Raw genomic sequence first — 16853 nt, 5'->3', positions numbered from 1 at the left:
CTGCGTTGCGGTCAAGATCGCCGAGTCTAACACCGGCCGGCCGCGTTTGGCCTCGGCCGGACCGCCCGACGCGCTTGAAAATCGGACCAACGGCCCACCCCTTACCAGATGATGGGCCTATCATGGCCGCGACCTCCTAAGACGTTCGGATCAGACGATATGCGGAAAAGCGTCCTGCCACTGCCCATGGTGCTGCTCTTGCCTCTGCTGGTGGGCAGCGCCGACGGCCTGGTGTCGGTGCCGGACGGTCCGCCGCCGCTCTGGTCCCTGATCAGTGACCGCCAGCAGGTACGGGTGTTCCGCCAAAACGACGACGGCCCGGATTTCGCCATCCGCGGCACCACCCGCTTCGCGCTGCGCGACGAGTACGCCCTGGTGGCGGTACTGCGGGATTACGCCGCCTATCCGGAATGGCTGCATTTCGTCACCGAGGTGGACGAGCTGGCCGCCAGCCCGGATGGCGGCCGCCGGCTGCGCTTCACCACGCGCCTGCCCTGGCCGCTGCGCGACCGGGAAGCGCTGCTGGAAAGCCGCCTGCTGCCCGCCCCCGCCTCGGCGGATCAGATCACCGTGGCGTTGAGCAACCGGCCCGGGCTGCTGCCCCCCGACCCGGCCTACGTGCGCGTGCCCCGGCTGCGCGGCAGCCTGGCGTTCCGGCGCCTGGAGGGCGACCGGGTGGAGGTGGACTACCGCCTGCGGCTGGACCCGGGCGGCGACCTGCCCGCCTGGCTGGCCCGCCTGCTGCTGCGCGACGCGGCCCATTTCACCCTGCGGCGGCTGCGTGCGGCGGTGCGTCAACCCCGTTACCAGGGGCATTACTACAGCGGCCTGGATCTGCGCGGGCCGGGCCGCCCCGTGCAGGTGGAAAACGTAACAAAACCCCAATAACGCCTGTCCTTTTCGGACAGCGCCGCGACGCTTCCGCTATTATTGAGCCCCGCTCCTTTTTTCGCCGCCCGGACGGAGTCGACAGGCATGATCAACGCGCTCTTCTTCGTGTACTCCTGGTTTATCTTCGCGCCTCTGATGCTGGCCGCCACCGTGCTGTTCGGGCTGCTGTGTTTCCTGCTGGTGCCGTTCCTGGGCCCGCGCCGCGCCGGCCGCCTCACCGCCGTGCCCTGGTCGCGCCTGGGCCTGATGCTCAGCGGCGTGCAGGTCCGCCTCCATGGCCTGGAGCACCTGGACCCGGAACAGAGCTACGTGATCGTCGCCAACCACCTCAGCCAGTACGACATCTGGGTACTCTACGGGCACCTGGACAAGGATTTCCGCTGGGTGATGAAGCACGAGTTGCGCAAGGTGCCGGTGATCGGCCCCTGCTGCGCCCTGCTCGGCCACATCTTTATCGACCGCGGCGACGCCCAAGCCGCCATCGCCAGCCTGGAGACGGCCAAGGCCCGCCTGGTGGGCGGCACCAGCATTCTGTTCTTCCCGGAAGGCACCCGCAGCCGCGACGGCACGCTGCGCCCCTTCAAGAAAGGCGCCTTCCGCATGGCCCGGGACCTGGATCTGCCGCTGCTGCCGGTGACCCTCACCGGCACCCGCGAGATCCTGCCGCCGGACAGCCTGCGCATGCACCCCGGCGGCGCGACGCTCACCGTGCACGCGCCGGTGGTCGTGGACGGCAACGACGAGGCGGCGCTGGAGGCCGCGCTGGCGCGCTGCCGGTCGGCCATCGCCGGGGTCGCCGCCGAAGGCTGCCTGGAGCCGACCTGACATCGCGCCACGGCGGCAGGGTCAGCGCCCACAGGGTGATTGGCCCGTTTGGAATGGCCGGAATCGATACACTCCGGCCATTCCATCGCAACGGACGAAGTCGCAATGAAACAGTTCAACGATAAGGTCGCCGTGGTCACCGGCGCCGGCTCCGGCATCGGCCGCGCCCTGGCTCATCAACTGGCCGAGGCGGGCGCCCGTCTGGCGCTTTCCGACATCAATGAAACCGGCCTGCGGGACACCGCCCGGGAACTGGGCCTCGGCGAGGACCGCCTGATCACCGAGGTCTTCGACGTGTCCGACCGGGACGCGGTGTACGGCTTCGCCGACCGGGTGGCCGGGCATTTCGGCGCCGTGCACCTGGTGATCAACAACGCCGGCGTGGCCCTGGGCGCCACCGTGGAAGACATGAGCTACGACGACTTCGAATGGCTCATGGGCATTAACTTCTGGGGCGTGGTGTACGGCACCAAGGCGTTCCTGCCCCATTTGAAGCGCGCTGGCGAAGGGCATATCGTGAACGTCTCCAGCGTGTTCGGCCTGATCGGCGTGCCCACCCAGTCCGCCTACAACGCCGCCAAATTCGCGGTGCGCGGTTTCACCGAATCCCTGCGCCAGGAACTGGAAATCGAAGGCGGCCGGGTGTCCTGCACCAGCGTGCATCCGGGCGGGATCAAAACCAACATCGCCCGCAACGCGCGCATGGCGGACGGCATGGAGCGCATCACCGGCGATCCGGAAAAGGCCCGCCGGGACTTCGAGAAAATGTTCCGCACCACGCCGGAAGAGGCGGCGCGCACCATTCTCAAGGGCGTGCGCGGCAACAAGCGGCGCGTGCTGATCGGCTCCGACGCGCGCGCCATCGACAGCATGCAGCGGCTGATGCCCACGGCCTACCAGCGCATCATGGTGGCCGGCCAGAAGATGGCGCGGAAGTCCTAGCGCGAAATGAGCCATACCGCGAAATAAGGATCCACCATGCTCCCGTTTTCCCAGGCGGCCGAGAACAACAAGGGCCCCCTCTTCGAGGTCCTCAGTCAGTACCTCACCGCCCCGGGAACGTTGCTGGAGATCGGCGCCGGCACCGGCCAGCACGCGGTCTGGCTGGCGCCCCGCTTTCCCCATATCCACTGGACGCCGTCGGAACAGCCGGACTACCTGGACGCCCTGCTGCCCCGGCTGGCCGCCGAACCCGCCGCCAACCTGGGCCCGGCGGTGGGCCTGAGCGTCCAGGACGACGCCGCCTGGCCGGACGGCCCCTTCGATTACGTGCTCACGGTCAACACCTTCCACATCATGAGCCGCGACCAGGTGATGCACTGCATCGACCAGGCCTGCCGTCGGCTTACCTCGGGCGGACGCTTCGCCGTCTATGGCCCGTTCCGCTACGGCGGCCAGCCCACCACCGACAGTAACCGCCGCTTCGACGAGAGCCTGCGCGCCCGGGACCCGGCCATGGGGCTGCGCGACCAGGAATGGGTGGTGGCGCGCTTCGCCGACCACGGTCGCGCCCTGCTCGGCGACCACGCCATGCCCGCCAATAACCGGGTTTTGGTATTCGGATAAGCCCGCTTTTTATACACTGTGCGGTCTGACGACGCCGCCGGCCGGCCGGTGGAGCCGCCAGACCGCCGTTCCCGGCTTTCCTGACCGAGCGATTCGATGCAAAACGAGACCACGCAAGACTGGACCCTGGAGCAATTCCAGGTGCCGGAAAAAGAAGGGGAGACCCGTTTCCACGACTTCGATCTGGAACCGGCGCTGATGCGCGGCATCGCCGACGCGGGCTTTCAATATTGCACGCCGATTCAGGCCAGCGTCCTGGCGCACACCCTGGCCGGCGCCGACGCCATCGGCCGCGCCCAGACCGGCACCGGCAAGACCGCCGCCTTCCTGATCACCATGATCAACGACCTGCTGCGCCACCCGATCACGGTGAAGCGCTTCGCCGGCGAACCCCGCGCCCTGATCGTGGCGCCCACCCGGGAGCTGACCATGCAGATCGAGAAGGACGCCAAACAGCTGTCGGCGCACACCGACCTGCAGGTGATGAGCGTGGTCGGCGGCATGAATTTCAACCGTCAGCAGGAACGGCTGCAGACCCGGCTGATCGACATTCTGGTGGCCACCCCGGGCCGGCTGCTGGATTTCGCCAAGCGCCGCGACCTGTGGCTGGACCGGGTGGAATCCCTGGTGCTGGATGAAGCGGACCGGATGCTGGACATGGGCTTCATCCCCGACGTGAAACGCATCGTGCGCATGACCCCGCCGAACCGCTACCGGCAAACCCAGCTGTTCTCCGCCACCTTCAACGATGACGTCATGGCCCTGTCGCAACGCTGGACCGAGGACGCCGCCGTGGTCGAGATCGAGCCCACCCAGGTGACCACGGAGACGGTGGACCAGAAGGTCTACATCACCGCCACCGACGATAAATTCAACCTGCTCTATAACCTGATCACCCGCGAGAACATGGACAAGGTGATCGTGTTCGCCAACCGCCGCGACATCACCCGCCGCCTGAACGACCGGCTGCACAAGAAGGGCCTGAAGGTGTCGCTGATCTCCGGCGATGTGCCCCAGAACCAGCGGCTCAAGACCCTGGAGCGCTTCCGGGCCGGCGACCTGCAGGTGCTGATCGCCACCGACGTGGCCGGCCGGGGCATCCATATCGAAGGGGTCTCCCACGTGATCAACTACAACCTGCCGGAAGACCCGGAGGATTACGTGCACCGCATCGGCCGTACCGGCCGGGCCGGCGCCAGCGGCGTGTCGATCAGCTTCGCCTGCGAGGACGACGCCTTCCTGTTGCCGCAGCTGGAACAAGCGATCGGCCGGAAACTCAACTGCGAACACCCGGACGCGGCCCTGGTCGCCGACCGGTAAAGGAGCTTCCCATGGCGGAATGCATCGGCCCGGAACAGGGCCGCGAAATCCTGCGCGACGGCGGCGCTCTCTTTATTGACGTGCGCGACCCGGAGAGCCACCGGCAGGCGCGCATCCCCGGCGCCCTGCCCCTCAGCCAGGCCGGCCTGGAGGCGTTCCTGGCCGCCACCGACCGCGCCCACCCGCTGGTGGTGTACTGCTACCACGGCCATTCCAGCCAGTCGGCCAGCGACTTCCTCAGCGAGCAGGGTTTTCAATCCGTGGTCAGCCTGGACGGCGGTTTCGAGTACTGGCGGCGGGCCTACCCCGATCAGGTGGAAACCGGCGACGACCACCCGGCCGGTTAGCGCCAGCGCCCGCAGGCGCCGTCGCGACAGTGGCGCGGCCGGCGCCGCTTTTGGCCATGATGACGCCCACCCGTTCAGAATAACGAGGAAGCGGATGAACGCAGCCGACCTGGCCGCCGCCCTGCGCGCGGCCCACGTCGCTCACGCCCGTGAGCGCTTGCAGCAAAAAACCTACTGGCAAACGCAACTGGACGACGGCGTCAAAGCGCTGGGCAAGACGCCGGTGGGCGCCCTGGTGGACGCCGACGTCCTGGCCACCGTGGTCGACGACTGGCTCGCCCAGGTGCACACCACCCGGGGCCTGGAACCGGTGATCCTGCAGGTGGCCGAGGCGGTGCGCCGGCGCGCCCTGGACGAGCCGGCCACCGTGGGCGAACTGCTTGAGGAACACCATTTCGAGGCGATCCTGGCCCAGGCCCTGCGCCTCAAGCCCCTGCGCGAGAAAGCCATCCACGCCTGCCTCAACCATCCGCTGGTCAGCGACATGGTCAGCGAGATGCTCTACACCGGCATCAAGAATTTTCTGCTCGAGGAAAACGCCCTGGCCAAACTGCCCGGCGTCAGCAGCATGATGAAGCTGGGCCGCAAGAGCGTGGGCCGCGCCATGGGCGGGCTGGAAGAACCGATCCGGGATTACCTGCGCCACAATATCCGCGCCACCCTGCGCACCGGCGAGCAGTGGCTCAACGCCCAGCTCACCGACCGCCGCATCGCCGAACTGGCCCGGGACGGCTACCGCCGGCTGGCGCCGCTGCGCCCCGCCGACGCCCTCCGTCAGGCGCCGGACGATCTGGTGGCGCAGACCGTGCCGCACGCGGTGGTGATCGCCGACGAGGCGGCGCGCCTGGAATACAGCCGCGCCCTGGTGAACGCCGGCGTGCTGGCCGCGGTGCAGGCGCTGCTCGACCACGACCTGCCCGGCCTGCTCAAGGCCATGGGCACCACCCCGAAACAACGCAGCAAGGTGCTCGCCCCGGCCCTGGCCAGCGGCGCCCGGGTGCTCGACGAACAGGGCGTCCTCACGCCCTGGATCGAGAACGCGCTGGGGGATTTCTACGACAGCGAGGCGTGTCGGGGGGTTTTGGAGGAGGCTCTCGGGGGATAGCCCCCATGTAGGAGCGGTCGGACGACCGCTCCTACCGGTGTGTATGGAACGCTACAACCACGTCTCCGCGTACTCCGCCAGCAACGACCTGGGCACGCCCATCAACTGCACCGAGCCGCCGTGCTCGAAACCCTTGAAGCGTTCGGTCATGTAGGTGAGCCCGGAGCTGATCGGTGACAGGTAGGGGGTGTCGATCTGCGCCAGGTTGCCCAGGCACACCACCTTGGAGCCCTCCCCGGCCCGGGTGATGATCGCCTTCATCTGGTGGGGCGTCAGGTTCTGGCTTTCGTCGATCAGGATCAGGGATTTCTGAAAGCTGCGACCCCGGATGTAGTTGAGCGCCTTGAACTGGATATTGGCCCGTTCCTTGACGTACTGAATGCTGCCCTGGGGGTTCTCGTCGTTGAGGTGCAGCGCCTCGATGTTGTCGTTGATGGCGCCCAGCCAGGGGTCCATCTTCTCCTCCTCGGTGCCGGGCAGGAAGCCGTGCTCCTCGGCCAGGGGCGGCGTGGAGCGGGTGGCGATGATCTTGTTGAAGCGGCGCTGCTCCACGGTCATTTCGATGGCCGCCGCCAGGGCCAGGATGGTCTTGCCGGAGCCGGCGGCGCCGGTCAGCGTCACCAGGTGGATGTCCGGGTCCAGCAGCAGCTGCAGCGCCACCGCTTGCTGCACGTTCATCGGCTTGAGCCCCCAGGCCTCCTGTTCCATCAGCGTCTCGGCCTTGTGGTGACGCAGGGTCACCACGCCACCCCGCACGCTGACGATGCGGCCCACGAAGCCCTGCTCGTCGAGAATGAACTGGTTGGGGTAGACCTCCTCGCCAAGAATGTCGCTGACCACCAGACCGTGGGACAGGCGGTGCAGGGTCTCCGCCCCTTCCTGCACGGTCTCCACCTCGGTGACCTTGTCCCAGAACGAGCCCGCCACCTCGAAGAAGCCCCGGGTCAGTTGCTTGATGTCGGAGACCAGCTGATCGTTCTGGTAATCCTCCGCGTCGATGCCGCAGGCGCGCGCCTTGAGGCGCATGTTGATGTCCTTGGTGACCAGCACGTAGCGGCTGTCCGGGTCGGCCATCTTCATGGCCATCACGTCGTTGATAATGCGGTTGTCGTTGAGGTGCTCCGGCAGGGCGCCGCCGCCGCTGCCGCCGCGCGGCATCAGCACGGTGAGGGTGCCCTGCTCGGTGCGGCCGCGGTTGATGGGGATGCCCGCTTCCACTTCCGCCGGGCTGGCCTGGCCCAGTACCCGATCGATCTGGCGGATCGCCGCCCGGCAGTCCGAGGCGGTGTGGGATTTACCGGTTTTCAGACGGTCCAGCTCCTCCAGAACGGTCATCGGAATCGCCACCCGGTGCTCCTCGAAATTGAGCAGCGAGTTGGGATCGTGGATCAGCACATTGGTATCGAGAACGTAGGTCTTGGGCGTGGCGTCGGGTTGGCCGTGGCGGGTGTTGGACGGGTGGGCTTTGGCTGCGGAGACGGAGTGCAAAGTGGCCGCGCGCTCTTCCATGCGTTTCCCCTGTTGGTCTGCACCTGACGGTGCGGTTGGGCGACCGGGGCGAACGTCCCCTGGCGGGTTCTCGCGAACGGAAACAGCGGGTCGCGAGAGTGACGCGTGCTCCTGCCGCCGTGTTTTTGGCTCACCGGCGGTGGCTGGTCTGGCACAGTTCGGATCGCGATCCCTCCCGCGCGGGCGGGATGTGAATTACCATAACCCAGCTTTTCACCCCTGACAACGAGACCGACAAGCCGAGAGCCAACCATGTCCGAGCAACCCGACCCGGCGCACCCCGAAGTGCGCATGCCGCCGCCCCTGCTGCATCTGGGTGGCCTGCTGATCGGCCACGGCCTGGACCGGGCCCTGGGCTGGACGCTGCCGGACTTCGCCGGCCGCCAGACCCTGGCCACGGTGCTGGCGGTGGCCGGCGCGCTGCTGGTGGTGACGGCCCTGCTGCAACTGGCCCGCCATCGCACCACGGTCATGCCGCACCGCGCCGCCCGGGTGCTGGTCACCGGCGGCGTGTTCCGGCTGAGCCGCAACCCGATCTATTTGTCGTTCGCGCTGCTGCATCTGGCCTGCGCCCTGAGCCTGGCCAGCCCCGGCATGCTGTTGATGCTGCTGGCGGTGCTGTGGGTCATGCAAACTCACGTGATCGCCGCGGAAGAAGCGTTTCATGCGCGGCGTTTCGGGGATCAGTGGCGGACCTATCGCCAGCGGGTACGGCGCTGGCTGTAGCGCCGCGCCACGCCTTCAGCAGTTCCGGCGGCGCCAGTTCGCCGGCGAGCCGCGGCGAGTCGAAATCACCGGGCACGAAACCGGCCACCCGGGCGTCCCGGGGCAGCCAGCCCAGGCGCCGGTACATCTCCGCCACCAGCTCCGAACAGAACCAGCCGCGCCGGTCCGGCGGCCGGGTATAACCGCTGAGCAGATCCAGGGCGTTGCACCAGACAAAATTCTTATAGGGACGATGCAGCAGGCGCCGCACCAGCCGCGCCACCAGCCGCTGCCGGCGCGGGCACGGCGGTGGCCCGAGGCGGCGGCGCACCACGATCTCGCCGGGATAATCGCGCAGCTTGTCGGCCAGCGGCACCAGCGCCACCCCGTTCACCGGCCGGCCCAGATGCAGGTCGGCGGATTCGCTGGTTCCCATGGCCTCCAGCACCAACGGCCGGTCATCGCCGGGCAGGCGCACGATCATGGCGATGTGGCTCCAGCGGCTGCGGGTGAACAGCCGGATGGTGGCACTGACCAGACCACGGCCGGCGAACAACAACAGATCGCCGGTTTGCAGGGACGAAACGGACGGAGCAGGGATCACCACGCTACCCACCGAAAAGCCGGGACTCGTCACGCAGACTGGCCGGTGGCGATGACAGGGTCCTGACAGTTTGGTCTCGGTTGGGTGACAGCCGGGCCACCCGCCGTGTCCGAGGCACTGTCATAAAACCGTGACCTGATCGTGACAGCATGGCCCCAACGTAGCCGGTTCCCGCCATGCAAGAACGACTCTATCTGTTGCAACGACACCTGCCTGAACTGCTCCACCTGGACAGCCTGATCCGTCTCGGCGAGCGGCACCTTCGTGTCAGCGAGGTGCTCAGCGTGCCCCAGGGCGGTCTGGACCTGCCGGTGCGGGTGATCGAGATGGGCAGCCGCTCACCGGCGGCGCCGGCCATCGGTTTCTTCGGCGGCGTGCACGGCGTGGAACGGATCGGTACCCAGGTGATTCTTTCCCTGCTGCACAGCCTGATCCACCGGCTGCAGTGGGACGATCAGATGCACCGGCGGCTGGAAAGCGTGCGCCTGGTGTTCATGCCCATGGTCAACCCGGGCGGCATCTGGCGGCGCACCCGCAGCAACCCCAACGGCGTGGACCTGATGCGCAACGCGCCGGTGGAGGCGGACGGGCGGGTGTCGTTCCTGGTCGGCGGGCACCGCCTGAGCCGCCACCTGCCCTGGTACCGGGGCCGCGCCGGCGCGCCCATGGAGGCGGAGGCGCGGGCGCTGATCCAGGTGGTACGGGAACGGTTGCTGAACGCGCCGGTGTCGCTGAGCCTGGACTGCCACAGCGGCTTCGGCCGTCGCGACCGGATCTGGTGCTGCTACGCGCGCACCCACGCGCCCATCGACCATATCGGCGAGGTGTTCCGGCTCAAGCAGCTGCTGGAGCACACCTATCCGCATCATCACCGCTACCTGATCGAGCCCCAGTCGCTCAACTACACCACCCACGGCGACCTCTGGGATTACCTGTACGATCAGGCCCGCGGACAGCACCCTGAGCGCACCTTCCTGCCGTTCACCCTGGAAATGGGCTCCTGGCTGTGGGTGCGCAAGAACCCCCGCCAGATGTTCGACTTCTTCGGCTACTTCAATCCCATCATCGGCCATCGCCACGATCGGGTATTGCGCCAGCACCTGCCGCTTTGCGATTTTCTGATCGCCGCCGCCGCCAACGCCGGCAACTGGCTGCCCACCGGCGAGCGCCGCCGCGCCCTGACCCGGGAGGCGGTGCGGCACTGGTTCGGGGAATAACGGGTTTGGGGTTTAACTGGTGGCCCTCCTCTTGCATCCGTACACTCCTTTCAATCGTTGAGGAGGACCACCATGATCAGAATAACCACCGCGCTGTTGCCGCTGGCGCTGCTGACCGGCTGCCAGATGTTCGCTTACCAGGAACCCACCGGCGCGCAAACCGCCACCGTCACCTTCACCGGCGACGCCGCCGCCCAGCCGGCGGTGTGCGTGCCGGGCAGCGGCTTCAAGGACACCCGCGAGGCGCTGGCCGTGAAGCCCTGGGAAACCAACGCCTTCGACAAGCTGTTCCAGACCATGAAGAAAAGCGAGGCGGTGACCGTGGCGCTGGCGCCGTCCGACCAGGCCCGGGTGGGCGTGGTGTTCAGCGAGGCCCGAGCCGGCGGCGGCCGGGACCGCTGCCGGGTGGCGGCCCAGTTCGAGGCCCGCGCCGGGGAACGCTACCAGGCCCGCTTCACCCGCACAGACACCGGTGCCTGCGGCCTGGAGATCCGCGGCGAGGACGGCGTCCGCGCCAACGCCGTGCCGGTGGACTGGCAGTGCCCGGACTGACACCGGGCGCGCCGGGGGCGGCGGGCATCGGCGCCGCCCCATTCTGGTGCCTTGCACCAAAACAGAGCCCCACCCCTTCCCCGTTTTCGTTATTTTACCTTTCCCGCTTCGCCCAACCTTGCCTAACACCCTGACAAATAACGCTTTTCTTTTTTTGGCACGCTCCCTGCTAAATAACGATCAGCCTCCCCGGCCAGTGCGCCAGGAGCGCACAAAAACAGTTATTTGCAAAGAGGGTTGCACATGAAACACGTATCCAAGATGAAGAAGACCGTTCTGGCCGCCGCGGTGGCCACTTCCGCCGCCGTCCTGGCCGCGCCGTCCGTGGCGGTGGCCGAGGTGAGCGGCAACGTGGGTGTGTCCAACATCTACCTGTGGCGTGGTCAGGATCTGTCCGCCGGTAACGCCCAGGTCTTCGGTGGCTTGGACTACGCGCATTCCTCCGGCCTCTATGCCGGTGTGTGGGGCAGCTCCGAAAACGACAGCGACGCGGACGGTGATGCCAGCACCGGCGGCATGGAATACGACCTGTACCTGGGCTACGGCGGCGCCGTGGGCGACTTCAGCTACGACCTGTCCTTCGTCGACTACAACTACCCGAACGCCACCGACGCCGACTTCCAGGAAGTGGTCGCCAGCCTGGGCCTGGCCGGCTTCTCCGCCGCCGCCTACATCGGCGTGGGCGACTACGGCCACGGCAGTGACGCGGTGGACAACAAGGACAACTACTACAACCTGGGCTACAGCTACGATCAGTTCGGCATCAACGTGGGCTTTTTCGATTTCGACGCGGACTCGTCCGACTACACCCACGTGGACCTGACCTACGCCCTCACCGATGAGCTGGGCTTCACCGTCTCCAAGGTGGTCGACTCCGACGACGACAACATGGACGACGCCAACGATACGCTGTTCGTGGTCACCTATGCGCTGTCGTTCTAAGCAACGACCTTCGAAGTGTTGAAAGAACGTTTGAAAGACTGAGAGGCAGAAAACTTCGGGCGGGCTCTCTCCCCCCGCCCAACCTTTTCACACCGTGGGGCCCTCCCTGGTCCTCGCTGGAAACGCAAGCAGGCCCCACGGTGTTTTTTAATTCCTTCCTTTGAAAGCTTCCTCCCCCATCGCCGCTCAAGGGGCGCTGTGGCGCACCTCGAATTCACCGCACAGGTCATCGTGGTTACTGAACGTGAGGCACACCTCCACCCGCTGCCCGGCACGGGGCACATCGGTGAGCCGGGTCAGTTGCAGAAAGCGCCGGCCGGGCCGGAAACGCAGCCGGTCACCGGGATCCAGGCGCACCTCCTGCAAGCCGCGCTCCAGTCGCTGGCCGTCCGCGCCGGTGCCGAATTCTCGCAGTTCGGCGGCCCCGGCGAAGCGGGCCTCGGCGCCGTCCAGACGCACCGACCGGTCGCCCCGGTTGTACAGGTCGAAATAGCCGGCCATGGCCGGGGCCACCGGCGGCACGGCGCGCAGCCAGGCGTTGTCCAGGGTCAGGTCATCGGCGGGGGCGCTGGTGGCACCGGCCAGCAGGCCGGCGCCCAGCAGGGCGTCGCGCAGGACGCGAAGCGTACGCGGCATCGTCCACCTCCATCAGTCAGATGCCGCCCAGGCTAGGCGATCCGGAGGCGTGATGCACCCGCCCCGGGGCGGGCGGGCGCCATGGAACGCGAAGGAAACCGGCGTCAGGGCGCCTCGCGGCGCACCGGGAAGTCGCTGCACAGATCGTCGTGATCGGTAAACGTCAGACAGATCTTCACTTCTTCCCCGGCCTCCGGGATCGAAGCCACCTTCATCAGCATCAGGTGCTTGCCGCCGGGGGCGAAGGTGGCCTGGTCGCCGGGTTCCAGGGTGATGCCGCTCAGGTGCACCATGCGCGCCTGGCCGTCCTCGGTGGTCTCGGTATCGTGCAGCATGGCCCCGCCGGCGATGTCGGTCCTGGCGCCCTTGAGCTCCACCGCCCGGTCGCCGTCGTTGCGCAGGGTGAAGTAGCCGGCCATGGTCGGCGACACCGGCGGCACCGCGCGCAGCCAGGCGTTTTCCAGCACCAGGTCGTCGGCGGACGCGGCGCCGGCCAGGGCCAGCAGGGCCGCGCCGGTGAGGCCGTTAAAGAAGGCTTTGTACATCATCGGTCACCTCGTCGATGTTGAAGTCCGACGGGTACAGCTTGCGCACCCGCCCCTGCTGGTCCAGCAGGTAAACGTAGTCACTGTGGGTGAAGTCGTACTCCGCCGCCGCGCCGTCGCCGGATTGCAGATAGACCACCCCGTATTGCTCCGCCACCGCGCGGATCTCGGCTTCGCTACCGGTCAGGCCGATCACGTTGGCCTTGAACCAGGGCACGTACTCGCTCAGATGCGCCGGCGTGTCGCGGACCGGGTCGAAGGTGATGAACAGCGGCTGCACCGCCTCGGCGTCACCGGCCTCGCGCAGGTTGCGGTACACCTGGGAGACCCGCGCCAGGGTCGCCGGGCAGATGTCCGGGCAATGGGTATAGCCAAAGAACATCAGCACCACCCGCCCTTCCTGGTCGGCCAGCCGGAACGGCTGCCCGTGATGGTCGGTGAGGGTGAAGTCCCCGCCCAGGCGGGTGTTCACCGGCAGTTCCTGGCGCGGCTCGGCGCAGGCAGCCAGCAGCAACAGACCGGCCAGCACCGGCCACCAACGAAAAACGGTCAGCATGGGTTCCTGCTCCGGAGGGCGACGGCGGCGCCGGATGATACCGCGCCGGGTCCGCCGCGAGCCAGACGGTGCGGCGTTTTGCCGCGCCCGGGGTTCGCAGTTTACCGGCTCCGGCGGTACAATCGGCGCCCATTTTCCAGTGATCCACGGTGTTCCCCATGGCGCGCAAGCTGTTTATCCAGACCCACGGCTGCCAGATGAACGAGTACGACTCCACCCGCATGGCGGATCTGCTGGGGTCGAGCCACGATCTTGAGCCCACGGACAATCCGGAAGAAGCGGACGTGCTGCTGCTCAACACCTGTTCGATCCGCGAAAAGGCCCAGGAAAAGGTGTTCCACCAGCTGGGCCGCTGGAAGCGCCTGAAGGACCGCAATCCGGACCTGATCATCGGCGTGGGCGGCTGCGTGGCCAGCCAGGAAGGCGAGGCGATCCGCGAGCGCGCGCCCTATGTGGACGTGGTGTTCGGCCCGCAGACCCTGCACCGCCTGCCCGGCCTGATCACCCAGGCGTCCACCACCCGTTCCCTGGCCATCGACGTGACCTTCCCGGAAATCGAGAAGTTCGACAGCCTGCCGGAACCCAGCGTGGACGGCCCCAGCGCCTTCGTGTCGATCATGGAAGGCTGCTCCAAATACTGCACCTTCTGTGTGGTGCCCTATACCCGCGGCGAGGAAGTGAGCCGCCCGGTGCGACCGGTGCTGGATGAGATCCGCCACCTGGCCGACCTGGGCGTGCGCGAGGTCAACCTGCTGGGCCAGAACGTGAACGCCTACCGGGGCCAGGGCGCCGGCGGCGCGATGGTGGATTTCGCCGAGCTGCTGCTGCTGATCCGCGACATCGAGGGCATCGACCGCATCCGCTACACCACCAGCCATCCGATGGAGTTCTCCGACGCCCTGATCGAGGTGTACCGGGAGATTCCGGAGCTGGTGGACCACCTGCATCTGCCGGTGCAGTCCGGCTCCGACCGCATTCTGGCGCTGATGAAGCGCAACCACACGGCGCTGGAGTACAAGGCCAAACTGCGCAAGCTGCGCCGCATCCGCCCGGACATCTCCTACAGCTCGGACTTCATTATCGGCTTCCCCGGCGAAACCGACGCGGACTTCGAGGCGACCATGAACCTGATCGCCGACATCGGCTACGACGCCTCGTTCAGCTTTATCTACAGCCCGCGCCCGGGCACCCCGGCGGCGGACCTGCCCGACGACGTGCCCATGGCGGTGAAGAAGGAACGGCTGCGCCTGCTGCAGCAGCGCATCAACCAGCAGGCCCAGGACATTTCCCGCAAGATGGTGGGCAGCACCCAGCGCATCCTGGTGGACGGCTTCTCCAAGAAGGACCCGGGCCAGCTCAAGGGCCGCACCGAGAACAACCGGGTGGTGAACTTCGCCTGCGACGACATCGACCTGATCGGCGAATTCGTGGACGTGGAGATCCTCGAGGCGCTGCCCAACTCGTTGCGGGGCGGACTGAAGGCCCTGGATGAGGCCGGCTGATGGCCATATTGAAATTCCAAATCGGTTTAACCACGGCCTTTATTTAAACCAGCGGTTATATAAACTGGCGTCCATTCGTTTCCGATTCGCCCGTAATCATTCATAAGGAGCCCGACAAATGCGTGTTTGGCTGACCGCCGCTTTGCTGTCCCTGGCCTCCCTGGCCGGCGCCCAGCAGACCATCCTCAACAGTTCCTACGACATCGCCCGGGAGCTGTTCCAGGCCTACAACCCGGAATTCCAGGCCCACTGGAAAGAGAAAACCGGCGAGGACATCACCATCAAGCAGTCCCACGCCGGGTCCTCCAAGCAGGCCCGCGCCATTCTGCAGGGCCTGGACGCGGACGTGGTGACCTTCAACCAGGTCACCGACGTGAACGTGCTGCACGACAAGGGCAACCTGATTCCGGAAGACTGGAACACCCGGCTGCCGAACAACTCCAGCCCCTACTACTCCACCACCGCCTTCCTGGTGCGCAAGGGCAACCCCAAGAACATCCAGGGCTGGGCCGATCTGGCCAAGGACGGGGTGGACGTGGTGTTCCCCAACCCCAAGACCTCCGGCAACGGCCGCTACACCTATCTGGCCGCCTGGATGGCCGCCGAGGAGCGCTTTGACGGCGACGAGGAGAAGATCCGCGATTACATGGCCCACTTTCTGGCCAATGTGTCGGTGTTCGATTCCGGCGGCCGCGGCGCCACCGTCACCTTCGCCGAGCGTCAGATCGGCGACGTGCTGATCAGCTTCGAGTCCGAGGTGAACAACATCCGCAAACAGTACGGCAGCGACGAGTACGACGTGGTGGTGCCGAAGACCTCGGTGCTGGCCGAGTTCCCGGTCACCGTGGTCGACAAGGTGGTGGACAAGCGCGGCACCCGCGAAGTGGCCACCGAGTACCTGGAATACCTGTACAGCAAGGACATCCAGCAGCTGCTCACCACCTTCAACTACCGCGTGCACCATCCGGACGTGGTAAAGGCCACCGAGGACCAGTTCCCGCCGGTGAAGCTGCTTAAGGTGGAAGACTACTTCGGCTCCTGGGCCGAGGCTCAGGACACCCACTTCGCCTCCGGCGGCGAGCTCGACAAGCTGCAGGCGAAAGCACGGAGCCTGCGTTAATTGGCGATCCTGCGCACCCGACACTCGGTTCTGCCCGGCTTCACGCTCAGCTTCGCGCTGAGCGTGTTCTTTATCTGCCTGGTGATTCTGGTGCCGCTGTCCGGGCTGGTACTGCACGTCAGTGACATGAGCTGGGACCGCTACTGGTCGGTGATCAGCAACCCGCGCAGCCTGGCCAGCTTCAAGGTCACGGTGCTGTCCGCCGCCGGCGCCAGCCTGATCAACGCGGTGGTCGGCATGCTGCTGGCCTGGGTGCTGGTGCGCTATCGCTTTCCCGGGCGCCGGGTGATGGACGCCCTGGTGGACCTGCCCTTCGCCCTGCCCACCGCCGTGGCCGGCCTGACCCTGTCGGCGCTGTTCGCCGCCAACGGCTGGCTGGGCCAGTGGTTCGAGGCGGCCGGCATCCCGGTGGCCTACACGCCGCTGGGCATCATGATCGCCATGAGTTTCACCAGCCTGCCGTTCGTGGTGCGCGCGGTGCAGCCGGTGCTGGAGGACCTGACGCCGGACGTGGAAGAAGCCGCCGCCACCCTGGGCGCCTCCCCCATGGCGTCATTCTTCAAGGTGGTGCTGGCCCAGCTGATGCCGGCCCTGCTCACCGGCACCGCCCTGGCCTTTACCCGCAGCCTGGGAGAATACGGCGCGGTGATCTTTATCGCCGGCAATATGCCCTTCGAGACCGAAATCATCTCGCTGCTGGTCAATATCCGCCTGGAAGAATACGACTTCGCCGCCGCCAGCGCCCTGGCCTCGGTGATCCTCGGCGCCTCGCTGGTGCTGTTGTTCGGGATTCAGGTGGTGCAGGGGCGGATGATCAAGCGCTGGCAGGGTGGCTGATCGCGGCTGAAGCCGCTCCTACAACCACTGATCCAGGTAGGAGCGGCTTTAGCCGCGATGCAAGCTGCCGCTAT

The 16853-nt window shown here is 66.8% G+C and carries 19 protein-coding genes; 14 read left to right on the top strand and 5 right to left on the bottom strand.

The genetic code is table 11. The annotated features are described in order from the left end of the window. Positions 1-159 precede the first annotated feature (159 nt). From IM760_RS03230 to IM760_RS03200, 7 genes are all read left to right on the top strand, one after another. Positions 160-888 (top strand): START domain-containing protein, encoded by a 729-nt coding sequence (locus tag IM760_RS03230; protein WP_204427098.1) that lies wholly within the window; start codon positions 160-162, stop codon positions 886-888. An 87-nt stretch (positions 889-975) separates the two neighbouring features. After that, complete coding sequence (locus IM760_RS03225; RefSeq protein WP_204427097.1) at positions 976-1716, top strand: lysophospholipid acyltransferase family protein; 741 nt, start codon at positions 976-978, stop codon at positions 1714-1716. A 105-nt stretch (positions 1717-1821) separates the two neighbouring features. Then, complete coding sequence (locus IM760_RS03220) at positions 1822-2658, top strand: SDR family NAD(P)-dependent oxidoreductase (RefSeq protein WP_204427096.1); 837 nt, start codon at positions 1822-1824, stop codon at positions 2656-2658. A gap of 36 nt (positions 2659-2694) precedes the next feature. Further along, on the top strand, positions 2695-3282 hold the full coding sequence (locus IM760_RS03215; protein ID WP_204427095.1) for a DUF938 domain-containing protein: 588 nt from the start codon (positions 2695-2697) through the stop codon (positions 3280-3282). A gap of 96 nt (positions 3283-3378) precedes the next feature. After that, positions 3379-4602: an ATP-dependent RNA helicase RhlB gene (gene rhlB, locus IM760_RS03210; protein ID WP_204427094.1), complete on the top strand. Its 1224-nt coding sequence runs from the start codon at positions 3379-3381 to the stop codon at positions 4600-4602. 11 nt (positions 4603-4613) lie between these two features. Further along, complete coding sequence (gene glpE, locus IM760_RS03205) at positions 4614-4949, top strand: thiosulfate sulfurtransferase GlpE (RefSeq protein WP_204427093.1); 336 nt, start codon at positions 4614-4616, stop codon at positions 4947-4949. 94 nt (positions 4950-5043) lie between these two features. Then, positions 5044-6054 carry a hypothetical protein gene (locus IM760_RS03200; RefSeq protein ID WP_204427092.1) on the top strand — a complete coding sequence of 337 codons (1011 nt, stop codon included), beginning with the start codon at positions 5044-5046 and terminating at the stop codon, positions 6052-6054. Positions 6055-6105: 51 nt separating this feature from the next. Here IM760_RS03200 and IM760_RS03195 read toward each other — a convergent pair whose 3' ends face one another. After that, positions 6106-7563 (bottom strand): PhoH family protein, encoded by a 1458-nt coding sequence (locus IM760_RS03195; protein WP_204427091.1) that lies wholly within the window; start codon positions 7561-7563, stop codon positions 6106-6108. Positions 7564-7815: 252 nt separating this feature from the next. On the opposite strand from IM760_RS03195, the gene IM760_RS03190 reads away from it, so the two are divergent. Next, on the top strand, positions 7816-8289 hold the full coding sequence (locus tag IM760_RS03190) for a methyltransferase family protein (RefSeq protein WP_239549583.1): 474 nt from the start codon (positions 7816-7818) through the stop codon (positions 8287-8289). Here IM760_RS03190 and IM760_RS03185 read toward each other — a convergent pair. After that, entirely contained in the window at positions 8189-8875 is a 687-nt protein-coding gene (locus IM760_RS03185) for a hypothetical protein (protein WP_338021360.1), read from the bottom strand. The genes IM760_RS03190 and IM760_RS03185 overlap by 101 nt on opposite strands. Before the next feature lie 173 nt (positions 8876-9048). Here IM760_RS03185 and IM760_RS03180 point away from each other — a divergent pair, with 173 nt between their 5' ends. From IM760_RS03180 to IM760_RS03170, 3 genes are all read left to right on the top strand, one after another. After that, positions 9049-10089, top strand: coding sequence for a M14 family zinc carboxypeptidase (locus tag IM760_RS03180; protein WP_204427090.1), 1041 nt, complete (start codon positions 9049-9051; stop codon positions 10087-10089). Positions 10090-10161: 72 nt separating this feature from the next. Next, positions 10162-10641: a hypothetical protein gene (locus tag IM760_RS03175; protein ID WP_204427089.1), complete on the top strand. Its 480-nt coding sequence runs from the start codon at positions 10162-10164 to the stop codon at positions 10639-10641. A 243-nt stretch (positions 10642-10884) separates the two neighbouring features. Beyond that, positions 10885-11583, top strand: a complete 699-nt coding sequence (locus IM760_RS03170) for a TorF family putative porin (protein WP_204427088.1) — start codon at positions 10885-10887, stop codon at positions 11581-11583. A gap of 186 nt (positions 11584-11769) precedes the next feature. Here IM760_RS03170 and IM760_RS03165 read toward each other — a convergent pair whose 3' ends face one another. The 3 genes from IM760_RS03165 to IM760_RS03155 all read right to left on the bottom strand — a co-directional run bounded on the left by IM760_RS03165 (position 11770) and on the right by IM760_RS03155 (position 13320). Then, positions 11770-12219 (bottom strand): copper chaperone PCu(A)C, encoded by a 450-nt coding sequence (locus tag IM760_RS03165; protein WP_204427087.1) that lies wholly within the window; start codon positions 12217-12219, stop codon positions 11770-11772. 104 nt (positions 12220-12323) lie between these two features. Further along, on the bottom strand, positions 12324-12767 hold the full coding sequence (locus IM760_RS03160) for a copper chaperone PCu(A)C (protein ID WP_239549582.1): 444 nt from the start codon (positions 12765-12767) through the stop codon (positions 12324-12326). Further along, entirely contained in the window at positions 12745-13320 is a 576-nt protein-coding gene (locus IM760_RS03155) for an SCO family protein (protein ID WP_204427086.1), read from the bottom strand. The genes IM760_RS03160 and IM760_RS03155 overlap by 23 nt, the downstream gene beginning before the upstream one ends. A gap of 158 nt (positions 13321-13478) precedes the next feature. Between IM760_RS03155 and miaB the strand changes: the two genes are divergently transcribed. The 3 genes from miaB (at position 13479) to cysT (ending at position 16779) form a co-directional block, all read left to right on the top strand. Beyond that, positions 13479-14822, top strand: coding sequence for a tRNA (N6-isopentenyl adenosine(37)-C2)-methylthiotransferase MiaB (gene miaB, locus IM760_RS03150; protein ID WP_204427085.1), 1344 nt, complete (start codon positions 13479-13481; stop codon positions 14820-14822). A 118-nt stretch (positions 14823-14940) separates the two neighbouring features. Further along, the gene (gene cysP, locus IM760_RS03145; RefSeq protein ID WP_204427084.1) at positions 14941-15942 is read left to right on the top strand and encodes a thiosulfate ABC transporter substrate-binding protein CysP; all 1002 of its coding nucleotides are present in this window, start codon (positions 14941-14943) and stop codon (positions 15940-15942) included. 6 nt (positions 15943-15948) lie between these two features. Further along, positions 15949-16779, top strand: coding sequence for a sulfate ABC transporter permease subunit CysT (gene cysT, locus IM760_RS03140; protein ID WP_338021367.1), 831 nt, complete (start codon positions 15949-15951; stop codon positions 16777-16779). Positions 16780-16853: the final 74 nt, after the last annotated feature.

Origin of the sequence: Alloalcanivorax marinus, assembly GCF_016906305.1 — a bacterium.
Taxonomy (GTDB): Bacteria; Pseudomonadota; Gammaproteobacteria; order Pseudomonadales; family Alcanivoracaceae; genus Alloalcanivorax; species Alloalcanivorax marinus.
The sequence above is the reverse complement of the archived record's forward strand: the minus strand, read 5'-3'. Positions and strand labels throughout refer to the sequence as shown.